Source organism: Deltaproteobacteria bacterium, from assembly GCA_020845895.1.
In the GTDB taxonomy this organism is placed as follows: Bacteria; Lernaellota; Lernaellaia; order JACKCT01; family JACKCT01; genus JADLEX01.
Window position 1 is genome coordinate 1 of sequence record JADLEX010000033.1, and the last position, 13287, is coordinate 13287.

11 protein-coding genes are annotated in these 13287 nt (G+C 66.0%); 2 read left to right on the forward strand and 9 right to left on the reverse strand.

Annotated features, from left to right (window positions below):
• Nucleotides 1-166: 166 nt before the first annotated feature.
• Together IT350_04070 and IT350_04075 are read left to right on the forward strand one after the other, a co-directional pair.
• Entirely contained in the window at nt 167-697 is a 531-nt protein-coding gene (locus IT350_04070; protein ID MCC6157205.1) for a hypothetical protein, read from the forward strand.
• 20 nt (nt 698-717) lie between these two features.
• The gene (locus IT350_04075; GenBank protein ID MCC6157206.1) at nt 718-2076 is read left to right on the forward strand and encodes a replication-associated recombination protein A; all 1359 of its coding nucleotides are present in this window, start codon (nt 718-720) and stop codon (nt 2074-2076) included.
• A 20-nt stretch (nt 2077-2096) separates the two neighbouring features.
• Here the strand turns inward: IT350_04075 and IT350_04080 are convergent, their stop codons facing one another.
• The 9 genes from IT350_04080 to IT350_04120 all read right to left on the reverse strand — a co-directional run bounded on the left by IT350_04080 (nt 2097) and on the right by IT350_04120 (nt 13266).
• Nucleotides 2097-3065 (reverse strand): DMT family transporter, encoded by a 969-nt coding sequence (locus IT350_04080; protein MCC6157207.1) that lies wholly within the window; start codon nt 3063-3065, stop codon nt 2097-2099.
• Between the two features lie 8 nt (nt 3066-3073).
• Complete coding sequence (galE, locus tag IT350_04085; GenBank protein ID MCC6157208.1) at nt 3074-4051, reverse strand: UDP-glucose 4-epimerase GalE; 978 nt, start codon at nt 4049-4051, stop codon at nt 3074-3076.
• On the reverse strand, nt 4048-5001 hold the full coding sequence (locus IT350_04090; protein MCC6157209.1) for an SDR family oxidoreductase: 954 nt from the start codon (nt 4999-5001) through the stop codon (nt 4048-4050). The genes galE and IT350_04090 overlap by 4 nt, the downstream gene beginning before the upstream one ends.
• Nucleotides 5002-5004: 3 nt before the next feature.
• Nucleotides 5005-6360, reverse strand: a complete 1356-nt coding sequence (locus IT350_04095; GenBank protein MCC6157210.1) for a UDP-glucose/GDP-mannose dehydrogenase family protein — start codon at nt 6358-6360, stop codon at nt 5005-5007.
• A gap of 48 nt (nt 6361-6408) precedes the next feature.
• Entirely contained in the window at nt 6409-7812 is a 1404-nt protein-coding gene (locus IT350_04100; protein MCC6157211.1) for an undecaprenyl-phosphate glucose phosphotransferase, read from the reverse strand.
• 1 nt (nt 7813) lies between these two features.
• Nucleotides 7814-10147 (reverse strand): glycosyltransferase, encoded by a 2334-nt coding sequence (locus tag IT350_04105; protein ID MCC6157212.1) that lies wholly within the window; start codon nt 10145-10147, stop codon nt 7814-7816.
• A 53-nt stretch (nt 10148-10200) separates the two neighbouring features.
• Complete coding sequence (locus tag IT350_04110; protein MCC6157213.1) at nt 10201-11367, reverse strand: glycosyltransferase family 4 protein; 1167 nt, start codon at nt 11365-11367, stop codon at nt 10201-10203.
• Nucleotides 11340-12497, reverse strand: a complete 1158-nt coding sequence (locus IT350_04115; GenBank protein MCC6157214.1) for a glycosyltransferase — start codon at nt 12495-12497, stop codon at nt 11340-11342. Before IT350_04115 ends, IT350_04110 begins: the two co-directional genes overlap by 28 nt.
• Before the next feature lie 100 nt (nt 12498-12597).
• Entirely contained in the window at nt 12598-13266 is a 669-nt protein-coding gene (locus IT350_04120) for a hypothetical protein (GenBank protein ID MCC6157215.1), read from the reverse strand.
• Nucleotides 13267-13287: the final 21 nt, after the last annotated feature.

The following is a 13287-nucleotide window of genomic DNA, read 5'->3' on the forward strand; positions in this document are numbered from 1 at the left end:
AGGACGACGGCCACGTGCTCGTCACCGCGGACGGCGACGATCTGGTCGTGGAGACGTTCCCGACCGAGTAGACGGCGGGCGCTACGCCGGAACGCAACGTCGCCCCTTGGCAACCGGGTCGTTCGTTGCCACAATGCGTCGTTTTCCAACACGCGGGGTTTGGGCGATGCAGGGCAATCTGTCGGTCCAAGAGCTTCAGTTCAAGAAGGTCATGGGGGTCCTCGCGATCCTCTTTTTCGTCGCGCTCGGCGTCATGACATTCAGCCCCGAGTGGTACACTCACGGCGTGAACGTCGTTGCGAAAGTTTTCGGCCAGCCGCAGGCGCCCGTGACCATGCGCGTGCCGGCCGAGGCCGTGTGGGGCGCGGTGTACGTGAACGCCGAGCGGCCCGAGAACACCCCCGCGAAACCCTACGCCGAGCGTACGCACGTCGCCTTCACGTGCACGTCGCTGCTGCTGCTCACGCTCATCGCGGCAGGCTGTTGGATCAATCCGCGCCGGTACATGGAGTACATTCCGGTGCTGCTCTTCGTGAAGCTCGTGCCGTCGATTTTCTCGCTCGGCTTCTACTTCTTCGTCGCGAAGTACTTCGTCCACATCCTGACACCGATCCTCGACGTGCCGCTCTTCGGGCTCATCCTGGTGATGTGGCTGCGTGCGAAGGGTCCCGCCAAGGCGGAGACGGCGCCCGTCTGAACACGCCCAAGGGGGCAGCCATGACCGGCGATCTGTTCGGCACGCCGGAAACCGATTCAGGCGAAACGTCCCGGACCGCGCGCGCGCCGCTGGCCGACCGCATGCGTCCGAAGACGCTCGACGACGTGGTCGGGCAGGACGAGGTCGTCGGTCCGGGAACGATGCTGCGTCAGGCGGTCGAGAGCGGGCAATTGCCCTCGATGATATTCTGGGGTCCGCCGGGATCGGGAAAAACCACCATCGCGCGCATCCTCGCCGGGGTCACGGGCAGCCGCTTCGTCGCGTTTTCCGCAGTGCTCTCGGGCGTAAAAGAGATTCGCCAGATCGTCGAGGCCGCGCGGGCGCACCGCGCGCGGGGCGGCGGACGCACCATTCTTTTCGTCGACGAAATCCACCGCTTCAACAAGAGCCAGCAGGACAGTTTTTTGCCCCATGTCGAGGCCGGCGTCATCACGCTCGTCGGGGCGACGACCGAGAACCCGAGCTTCGAAGTTAACGCGGCGCTGCTCTCGCGCTGCCGCGTGCTCACGCTCCGGCCCATCGACGAGGCGTCGCTGCGCAAGGTTGCCGAGAAGGCGCTCGCCGACCCGACCGATGGCCTCGGCGCGGATCGCTGGAAGCTCGAGGACGAGGCGTGGGCGCAGCTCACCGGCAGCGCCGACGGCGATGCGCGGCGCGTGCTCAACACGCTCGAGGTCGTGGCGGGGCTTCGCCTGCGCGAGGAAGACGGCGCGCGGGTCGTCACGGCGGCCGATGTGCGCGAGGCGCTGCAGACGAAGTCGCTCGTGTACGACAAGTCCGGCGAGGAGCACTACAACGTCATCTCGGCGTTCATCAAGAGCCTGCGCGGATCGGACCCCGACGCGGCGCTCTACTACCTCGCGCGCATGGTCGAGGCCGGCGAGGACGCCGTGTTCATCGCGCGGCGCATGGTGGTGCTCGCGAGCGAGGACATCGGCAACGCAGACCTGCGCGCGCTGCCGCTCGCCGTCGCAACCATGCAGGCCGTGCACATGATCGGCATGCCCGAGGCGCGCATCAACCTCGCGCAGTGCGCAACGTATCTGGCGACCGCGCCCAAAAGCAACGCGAGCTACATGGGACTCGAAGCCGCCGTCGCCGAGGTGCGCGACACCGGCGCGCTGCCCGTGCCGCTCGCCGTGCGCAACGCGCCGACGCGCCTGATGAAGGAGCTCGGCTACCACCAGGGTTATCGCTACGACCACGACTCGCCCGGTCGCCACGCGGCCCAGCAGTTCCTGCCCGACGAGCTGGCCGATCGACAATTCTACGAACCCACCGGCGAGGGACACGAGGAGGCGATCCGAAAGCGCCTCGAATGGCTGCGCTCGCGAAAAAAGAGCCGACCCGATGAGTGATGCCGGGCCGCCGGCGCGCGTCAGCGCGTGCCCACGCGCGCCCCGGCGAATCCCGGCGCGGAGGCGCGGCGCGTCGCAAACGCCAGCACCACGCCCGCCACGATGACGAGCAACGAGCCCGCCCACTGGATGGGGCTCGTGCGTTCGCCGAACATCGGTATCGCCATCACGTGCGTGATGATGATGCCGAGGTACGACAGCGCGCTGATCGTGGCGGCGCGGTCGAGCGAGTACGCGCGCGTCATGGCGAGCTGGCCGAATCCCGCGGAGATCCCCGTGAGCGCAAGCACGGCAAGACCGGCCGGATCGGGCGTAACCCAAACGGGAATCGAGAGTGCGATCATCACGATCGCGCCGAAAACGGAGAAATGCAGGACGATCGCTTCGTGACTCTCGTTTTTTCCCAGACGGCGCAGATAGATCATCGCCACGCCGTAGCTCATCGCGCCCGCCGTGGAGATCGCCGCGAGCTGAAGCGCCACGTCGAAACTCGGTTTGACGACGAGCGCGACGCCGACGATGGACAGAGGGACCGCGAGAAAAACAGCCCGCGACACGCGCTCGCCGATGAGCGGCCAGGAGAGCAGCGCGACGAAGACGGGGCCGGTGGAGTTGAGCGTAACCGCGTCGCCCAGCGGGATACGCGGCGACGAGAGCGTGTAAAAGATCGCGAGCGCCGAGCCGGTGCCGAAGATGGTGCGCACCCATGCCACGCGTCGGTTTTCGATGCGCAGCGACGCGCCGCGCAGCATGGCGAATCCCCACGCGATGAGCGCGCCGATCACGAAGCGCGCCGCGGCGACCTCCATCCACGGCACGTGCCGCGCGCCCATGCGCGTGAAGACGCTCATGAGCGAGAAGAGCACCTGCGCGACCAGCATCCACGCGATGCCGCTGTGCAGCAGCGAGCGCGATTTCGCGGGTGCCGCGGGAGGCTCGTCGATCAGCGGATCGTCTTCGCGATCCGAAGTGGGCGTTTGGGATTTCACGGAGGCTCTCAGGCGTAGCCGCGCGGATGGTCGCGGTGCCACTCCCAGGCCGACGCGATGATGTCCTCGATGGACGGGATCTCGCAGGCGAATCCGAGTTCGCGCGCGATTTTTTCGGTCGTCGAAACCAGCTCCGGCGGGTCCCCCGGGCGGCGCGGCGCTTCGATCGCCGGAATCTCGCGCCCGGTGACGCGCCGCGCCGCGTCGATCACCTCGCGCACGCTGTAGCCCGATCCGTTGCCGAGGTTGTAGTGGTCGAAGCCGGTTCCGGCCGGCGCGGAGAGCGCGGCGACGTGCGCGCGGGCGAGATCGCGGATGTGGATGTAATCGCGAATCGCCGTGCCGTCGCGTGTGGGGTAATCCGTCCCGAAGATCGACACGTGCTCGCGCTGCCCGAGCGGCACCTGGAGCACGAGCGGGATCAAATGCGTCTCCGGCTGGTGGTCCTCGCCGAGGCCGCCGTACGCGCCGCACGCGTTGAAGTAACGCAAAATCGTGACGCGCAAGCCGTGAATGCGCTGGTACCACGCGAGCATCCGCTCGAACATCAGCTTCGATTCGCCGTAAACGCTTTCGGGCGTTTGCGGATCGTCCTCGCGAATCGGCAGCGTTCGCGGCGTGCCGTAGGTCGCGCAGGTGGACGAAAAGACGATGTGGGGCGTTCCCTCGGCGCGCATCGCTTCGAGCACGCGCAGCCCCGTGGCGACGTTGTTGTCGAAGTAGAGTTCGGGCTTTTCCATCGACTCGGGGACAAGGCTATGCGCCGCGAAGTGCAACACGCAGGTGACGCGGTGCTCGCGCAGCGCGCGGCGCAGGCGGTCGGTGTCGGCGAGTTCGCCCTGGACGAATTGCGCGCCGGCTGGAACGGCCTGCCGATGACCGCGCGAGAGGTTGTCGTACACCACGACGTCGCGACCCGCTTCGATCAGCACCTTCGCGGTGACCGAACCGATATACCCCGCGCCGCCGGCGACGAGCACGCTCACTGCGCGGCCGGATTCAGTCGGTCGATTCGGGACCGGAAGTAGTCGAAGGTGATTTTCAGACCGTCTTCGAGCGATACCTCGGGCTGCCAACCGAGAATTTCCTTCGCGAGCGAGATGTCGGGTTGGCGGACCTTGGGATCGTCCTCGGGGAGCGGTTTGAACACGATCTCGCTACGGCTCCCGGTGACCTCGATGATCTTCTTCGCGAATTCGAGAATCGTCATCTCGCGCGGATTGCCGAGGTTGACGGGCAGCGGGTAGTCGCTCATGAGCAGACGGTCGATGCCGCGCACGAGGTCGGAGACATAACAGAACGAGCGCGTCTGCCGGCCGTCGCCGAAGACGGTGATCGGCTCGCCGCGCAGCGCCTGGCTGCCGAACGCGGGTACCACGCGACCGTCGCGCAGACGCATGCGCGGACCGAAGGTGTTGAAGATGCGCACGATGCGCGTCTCGACGCCGTGGAAGCGCTGATAGGCCATCGCGATCGCCTCGGCGAAGCGCTTGGCTTCGTCATAAACGCCGCGCGGGCCGATGGGGTTGACGTTGCCCCAGTAGTCCTCGGTCTGCGGATGCACCAGAGGATCGCCGTAGACCTCGCTCGTGCTCGCGAGCAGGAACCGCGCGCCCTTGGCCTTGGCGAGGCCGAGGGTGTTGTGCGTGCCGAGCGCGCCGACCTTGAGCGTCTGGATCGGCAGTTCGAGGTAGTCGATGGGCGACGCAGGCGACGCGAAGTGCAGGATGTAGTCGAGCGGCCCGTCGAGGTAGATGTAGCTCGTGATGTTGTGCTTGATGAACGTGAAATTCTCGGCGGTGATGTGCGCGATGTTGTCGACCGAGCCGGTCAGCAAATTGTCCATCGCGATGACGTCGAATCCCTTGGCGACGTAGTAGTCGCACAGGTGCGATCCGATGAATCCCGCGCCGCCGGTGATGAGAATGCGCGGCATCGATCAGGCGTCCCGCGCGGCGAGCACGGCGGGGCGGCCCACCGAGTAATAGTCGATGCGGTGCCGCCGCGCGATCTCCTCGTCGAAAAGGTTGCGTCCGTCGATGACGACGCGCGTTCGCAGGTGCGTCGCGATGCGATCGAAATTCGGCTGGCGGTACTCGTTCCACTCGGTGCAGATCACGAGCGCGTCCGCGCCTTCGAGCGCCTCGTAGTTGTTTTTGTGAAGCTCCACCGCGCCGCTCGTGATCGCGTCCGCGAACACGCCATGCGCGACCTCGAGCGCCGCGGGGTCCGTCGCACGCACCCGGGCGCCCGCCGCGACGAGGCGCTCGATCGTCACCACCGACGGAGCTTCTCGCATGTCGTCGGTCTGCGGCTTGAACGCGAGTCCCCACACGGCGACGGTTCGGCCGGAGAGGTCGTCGCCGAACACCGCGAGGACCTTGTCGGCGAGCCAGTTCTTCTGCAGGTCGTTCACCTCGTCCACCGCCGTGGCGATCTTCATGTGGCGACCGGACTCCTCGCCGATGCGGATCAGCGCCTTCACGTCCTTGGGAAAACACGAGCCGCCGTATCCGACGCCCGGGAAGATGAACTGAAACCCGATGCGCCGGTCGTGGCCGATGCCCTTGCGCACCATGTTCACGTCGGCGCCGACGCGCTCGCACAGCGCGGCGATCTCGTTCATGAAGCTGATCTTCGTCGCCAGCATCGCGTTGGCCGCGTACTTGGTCATCTCGGCGCTGCGCACGTCCATGACGAGAATCGGATTCTCATTGCGCACGAACGGCCTGTACAACTCGGTCATGACCTCGGCGACGTCGGGGTCGTCGGTGCCGATCACCACGCGGTCGGGCTTGAGAAAGTCGAGCACCGCCGCGCCCTCTTTCATGAACTCGGGATTCGAGACCACGTGGAAGGGTTTGTTGGTGATCGACGCGATCGTCTCGCGCACCATGTCCGCCGTGCCCTCGGGGACCGTGCTCTTGTCGACGACGATTTTCGCGTGGCCCGACTTGTCGTCGCGCAACGTCTCGCCGATTTGCCTGGCGACCTGGAGCACGTACTTGAGATCGGCGCGGCCGTCGTGGTCCTGCGGCGTGCCCACGGCGACAAAGACGACGCGGCTCTTCAGGACGGCGGGGCGCAGATCAGTCGTGAACGCGAGGCGTCCCTCGGCCTGATTGCGCCGCACTAAATCCTCGAGCTCGGGTTCGTAGATGGGGATTTCGCCGGCGTTCAGCTTCAGGATCTTCGCGGCGTCCACGTCGACGCACACGACGTCGTTGCCGGTCTCGGCGAAACACGTGCCCGCGACGAGCCCGACGTACCCCGTACCAATGACGCAAATCTCCATCCCACTCCCCTCACGACCCTCGAAGGCGATTCCGGCGAGGCGGCGAACCTAGTAGGCGTTCTTGTCGACAAATCCCCGCGCCAGGGTCATCCAGATAATGCGAATGTCCAACCAGAGCGACCAGTTCTCGATGTAGTAGATGTCGCACTCGATGCGACGCCGCAGGTCGGTGTTTCCGCGCCAGCCGTTGGCCTGAGCCCAGCCGGTTATACCAGCTTTGACGCGGTGCCTCAACATGTACTTGGGGATCTGCGTGCGGAATTGCTCAATAAAAACGGGCCTTTCCGGACGCGGACCCACCAGGCTCATGTGCCCGGCCAGCACGTTGAGGAGCTGCGGCAGCTCGTCGAGGTTCGTGCGCCGCATGAACGTGCCGATGCGCGTTCGGCGCGGATCGTCCTTGACCGCCCACACCGCTCCGGTGGCCGACTCGGCGTCCGTGCGCATCGACCGGAACTTCAGGATGCGGAAGGTGCGCCCGTCGAGGCCCATACGCTCCTGGGCGTAGAAGACGGGACCGCGGCTCGTGAGTTTGACCAGCGCCGCCAGGCCGAGCAGCAACGGGGAAAGAACCACGAGGCCGATGGATGTCGCGACGAGATCGAACGCGCGTTTCACCAAGGCATTCCACCCGTGCATCGGCGTGTCGCGCAGGCTGACGATCGGCAATCCCTCGAATTCCTCGACCGCCGCACGCAGCGTGACGTACTGATACAGGTCGGGCACGACCTTGACGTCCACGAGCTCCTCGTCGAGGGCTTCGAGCACCTTGCGCAAACGATCGGCCGCAAAGAGCGGCAACGCGACGAGCACGAGTTCGATCCGCTCGGCGCGCACGACGTGGGCGACGTCCTCCGGCGCGCCGTAAACGGGCCGGTCGAGGACGCGCTCGGGCATGGGTGCGTCGTCCGAAAGGAACCCGATAATTTCAAGGCCGAGCTCGCGGTGATCGAGCAGGCGCGACGCGAGCCCGCGGCCGAGCTCCCCCGTTCCGACGATCAGCGCGCGACGCACGCCGATACCTCGCCGATACCGCGCGATCAGCGCGCGGCGAAACAAGACGTGTGTCGCGATGAGGGTGGCCGTCGAGAGCACGAAGAAGAGACCGAAGACGATACGGCTTGGCTTGTACTGCGCGAGAAAGAACGTGACGACGACGAAAACGAGAAACGAAATCGCGTGCGCACGCAGGACGAATGCGACCTCGCGGAACAGGCTGGGTACGGTCTTTTCGAGATTCGCGAGATTGGCGCGGAACACAACCGCCCAGATGAGCGCGACGAGCGCGCCGATCCACGCGTAGGTCGAAAACGCGGGCACGTGCGGCACGCGCAGCGCGATGAGCCCGCTTTGGAATCGGATCGGATACGCGACGAGCCAGCATGCCACCACGACGACGAGATCGATCGCGAGATTCAGACTCGACTGGAACTGGCGGCGGCGACCCAGCACGTCATACGCCCATGCGTTCGTGCCCGAACGCGGCGAATCGCTCGTCCACGAACGCGCGGATCTTTCGCGCGAACTCCTCGCGCGCGAAGGGCTCGGCGTGCGCGCGGATCGCGGCGGGATCGAAACGGCCCGCGTTCGCCTCGAACCAGCGGATGGCGGCGAGCAACGACTCGGCGGTCTGCTCCCCGAAAAAGACGCCCGTCGCGCCGGGAGGCACCGCTTCGCCCGTTAACGCGCCGCGCACGGTTTCGAGCGCGCCGCCCTTGGCGTACGCGATGACAGGCTTGCCGCACGCTTGCGCCTCGAGTGGCGTAATGCCGAAGTCCTCTTCGCCGGGGAACAGAAACGCGCGGCAGCCCCGGTAGAGCTCGGCGATTTCGTCGTCGGTGCACCAACCGAGAAACTCGACATTCGCGGGCGCGCTCGCACGAAGTCGTTCGAGGTCTTCGCCCGAACCCGCGACCTTGAGCGCGAAGCCGCCAATGCGGGCCGCTTCGAGTGCGAGATCGAGTCGCTTGTACGGCGCGAACGCCGAGACGATGAGATAGTAGTCACCGCTTGCGCCGCCGAGCGCGAAGCGGCCGAGATCGACGGGCGGATGAATCACCGTCGCGTCGCGTCCGTAGAATTTGCGGATGCGCCGGGCGACGTGCGCGCTGTTGCAGGTGTATGCGTCCACGCGCGACGCACTCGCCGCGTCCCACGTGCGCAGATGGTGCGCGAAGAACGCGATCGCCGCGCGTTTGAGGCGGCTCTTGACACGCGCCGGGCCGAAATACTGATCGTATTGATCCCACACGTAGCGCATCGGAGTATGCAGATAGCTGACGTGGCACGTGTCGGGCCCGGTGATGACGCCCTTTGCCACGCAGTGCGACGTCGAAATCACGAGGTCGTAGTTGCGAAAGTCGAATTGCTCGATCGCGTACGGGAAGAGCGGCAGGTAGTTGCGATAAGCCGTGGCCGCGCGCGGGAGCTTTTGCACGAAGCTCGTGAAGATCCGGCGTCGCTCAATCACGGGCGACAATTTGCCGGGCAGGTAGAGCAGCGTGAACAAATCGGCATCGGGCCACAGCTCGCACAGCGATTCGAGCACCTTTTCGCCGCCGCGCATGCCCGTCAGCCAATCATGAACGAGCGCGACCCGCGTACGCGGTTTCGCCAACGCGTTCATCACCGCAACCCCGATGCTTTCCACTCGCGCCGGCCAGTCGTGGGCGCGGGCCTCGGCAATGCGCGCCGCGACGACCGACGCGTCGCCCGGATCGGCGAGCGCCGCGCGAACCTCTTCGACAAACGCCTCCGGCGTCGCCGCAAGGCGGCACAGGTCGGGCCGATCGCGATACGCGGCGAAGCTCGGAAGATCGGTCGCCACGATCGGTTTGCCGCACGCCATGTATTCGTAGAATTTCATGGGAAAGCTGGCGCGCGTCGAGGCGTTATCCGCGAGCGGCAGCAACCCCACATCGAATGCGCGCACGAACGCTGGAAGGTTCGCGCGATCCTGCCGCCCGGCGAAAACGACGTTCGGTTTGACGCGCAGTTCGCCGAGATCGGTGGACGGATCGCCCCACCCTTCGGGACCCACGAGCGCGAGCACGGCATCCGGGAACGCATCGGCGACGCGCGCGAGGAGCGGCAGATCGGTCTTGTAGCCGCTCAGATTCCCGTGATAGCCGATCACCTTGCGTCCCGCGAATTGGTCGCGGGCGCCGAGCGGCAATTCGGCGCTCGCCGTTTCGAAGTGGGCGACGTCGGCGCAGTTCGGAGAATAGAACACATTCGCCGCGCGCGCGCGTTTGGCCTCGGCCAGCGCCGGGCGCGTCACGATCACGAGATCGGCGAGCGATTCCAACCGGCGCTCGGCATCGGTCAGCGACGCGACGTCCACGCCCGGGTTCGCGGCGTAGTCGTCCACGCACTGGTAGATCACCGCCGATTCGCCCAATTGCTTCACGAGTTCAATACCGGTGGGCAGAAACGTCCACAGAATCGGCCGCGTCATGCCGAGCTTCGCGGCCCAGCGTTTCACGCGGCGGCGCAGCAGGATGCGGTTGAGCGCGCGCACGAAAGCGAAACGGTGCAGCGGAATCGTGACGGGCGACAGCACGAAGACGTTGGGCTCGACCTCGCGCGCGCCGGCAAACCATCCGCGCAGCCTCGCGACAATTTTCGCAAAGTCGGACTTCGACGCGCCGGGGGGACGCAGGCCGGGATTGTTGATGTAGAGGATGCGGTTTCTCGCCGCGAGTCTGTGCATCAGGTGCTGGGCGTTCACCCACAGCGCGTCCCAGTTCGCGGACGCGACGCACACGATGTCCCGGCCTTCGAGCATGGTTCGGGCGACCTTTCGCCGACGAGAATCGCGCGCACCTTATCGAAGCGGCGTTACGATTTCAACGACGCGCCATGGCTCCATGCCGCGTGAAACACCTCGGACATGCGCTCGAATGTGAATTCCGTCGTGGCGAGCAGGCGACCGCCTTTGCCCAGACGCGCGGCGAGATCCGCGTCGTTCAGCATCCTGTCCAGCGCGTCGCGCAGGGCAACGGGGTCCGTGGGATCGACGAGCAGGCCGTTGACGCCATCGCGAACGGCCTCGGAGACGCCGCCGGAGTCGCCGCCGATGACGGGCTTGCCGAACGCGCCCGCCTCGACGAAGACGAGGCCGAAGCCTTCGATGTCGTCGCCCTCGCGACGGCTCGGCATGACGAACACGTCGCACCGAGCATACAGCGCGCGAAGCTCCTCGGGTTCGACGCGCCCGGCGAATACGATCCGATCTGCGACGCCGCATTCCCCGGCAAGCGATTCCAACCGCGCGCGATCGGGCCCGTCGCCCGCCACGAGGTAAATCGTGTCGCCGCGCCGCCCGCCCGCGTCGCCCAGCGCGCGGATCACCGTGTCGAAGCCCTTGCGCGCCACGAGCCGCCCGACCGACAGCACGACACGCCGATTCGCGTGATCGACCCCGCGCCAAGGGTTCGGCAGCGGTGGGGGATCGTACGCCGAGACGGTGCATCCGAGAGGAATCTTCACGACGCGCGCGCCGGGCTCCATCGCACCCAGGATTTCGACGAGCGGTTCGGCGATGGTCGCGACGAAATCAGCGTCGCGCAGGATGCGCCGCCACGCGAACGACCACATCGAGTCGCGCGCACGGACGATTTCGGTGCCGTAAGTGAGCACGGTGTAGGGCACGCCGAAGAGCCCTCGCCAAATCCAGGCGACCGGCCCGGCGAAGGCGAGGTAGCCGCAGACGATGCGGCCGAAGCGCTTCGTACGCCACGCGCGAAAGACCGCGAGGAAGAGCGCGATCTGGCGGAGGATTGGACGCAGCGCTCGCGGGCCGTGCTCGCTCGCGGCGATGCGCGTCAACACGGCCGGAAAGTCCCGATCGAAGGCCTCGTCGCCCGGCGTGCGGCGCGCGATGACGCGCGTGTTCGGCGTTCGCGCGGCGAGTTCGGAGACGACGGTCTGCACCCCGCCGATGTCGGGCGGGAAGTCGCGGGCGAGGACCAGTGTCGCTATTGGCGTTTCGCCTTGCTTCGCCACGACGTTTCCAGATGACCGAGAATCGTGGAGATGCGCTTCTCCCACGAATTCTCGCGGGCGATTTCCACGCGCCGCCGCCGGTCTTCCTCGTGGTCGCCGTGCAGGCAGCGCTCGATCGACTCGACGAAGGCCTGAGCGTCGCCCGCGAGTTCGACGACATGCGCGTAGTCCTCGAGCTCGGGAAGGCGCGTCGCGACCACAGGTTTGCCGGTCGCGAGATACTCGAACAGCTTCATCGGCAGCACGCCGCGCGTGTAACGGTCGATCTTGTAGGGGATGATGCACACGTCCATGCCGGCGAGGTACGCGGGCAGTTCCTCGATGCTCTTTTTCCCGACGAAGTGGACGTTGTGATAGTGGATGAAGTGCTCGATTCCGAAGCCCCGATCCGGGCCGACAAACACGAAATTCCACTCGGTGCGCGCCTCGAACAGGCGCTCCAGCAGGTGATCGTCGAGCTTGTAGTTGAGCGCGCCGACGAAGCCGATCACCGGGCGGCGCAGACCCTCCAGCTCCGGCGCCGGGCTCGCCGACGACGCGCGGTGAAAGTGCTCGAAATCGGCCACGTTGGGCACGTGGTGCGTGTTCTTGTTGTGCAGAACCTTGTCCTCATACAGCGAGCGCGCGGTGGTGAAGACCGCGTCGACGCTCTCGAGCATCTTGCGTTCCATCTGCCGCGTCACCTGAAGCCACGCCCCAGGCATCGCCGAATACTCGTCCACGCAGTCGTAACACGAGAGCGCGGGTTCGAGATGCTGCAGGTAGGGCGCGGCGGTCGGCGGATACAGCCAGAGGATGTAGTCCTTGAAACCGAGTTGCTCCAGCCGTTCCTTGATGACGGGGGACACGAGCCGATGGTTGATCTCGTTGACCTGCGGAATCTTCTGGCCGAAGGGCACCGTGCCCGGCGGACGCAGCACGTGCACGCCGGACGGATCGCGCCAATAGCGGTGCGTGTAGCCACGCCGCCCATCGGCGAGACTCGCGAGCGGCTCGACGTAGAGCACGCGAAAATCGGAAACGAGGCGCGAAGCGATCTGCTGCTTGTTGGTCCACAGCGGCGCGTCCCAGTCCGCGGTGCTGATCATCACCACGTCCCGAGGCAGATCGAAGTTGGCAAACGGGCCCATGATCCCCCTCCGGCGCGGAATACCCCTTGGTACCGGATGCTATCAGACGTGGGGACGAACGCAAGAACCTGTAACGAAGATCACATGGCGGAACCGAGGGTTATCTTTTCACGACATCTCGCCAGTCGAAGTCGCAATACCACACCTCGCCGACGTTGATCCACCGCTGCTTGACGAGAATGGTGTCCACGCTGGCGCTGGGCACCAGGTTGCGGTTGATATAGCGCACGAGCACGGTGCCGTAGTAGACCTTGTTCTTGCTGGGCTTGCCGCCCTTTTTACGGTCGATTCCGGTATCGGCGAGCGACTTGTCGGTGCTGGGGATCTTGGCGTCCTGGACCGCGCGCACGGCCTCTTCCTTGGGCATCAGGTCACGGTCGGTCTCGCCGGGCGCGGGAGTCGGCGTGGGCACCGCGCCGTCCTCGGGAATGCTCGTGCCCGGCAGGTCGAGGTCGGAGGGCGGCGGCGGGTTCTCGTCCACCTGGCAGACGACCACGGCGAAGTTTTCGATCTGCACCGCGCCGCCGTATTTTTCGGTATCCATGAGAAAATCGATGCGGCGATTGGGCACCACCATCAGGCTTACCGGCGCGTAGTGGTGCCAGATCACGAGCTTGTTGAAGTCGTTCGCCGTTTCGCACAGCTCGTCGGAAAGATCCTGGATCTTCTTGGTTTCCTTGCGGCGATCGCAGGACGCGGCGCCGACCAGCGACATGGCCAGCAGCGCCACGATCCCCACCACCAGCGCCCGTGTCCATCGCGTGTTCATGGCTTCCCCGTCCTTCGCTTC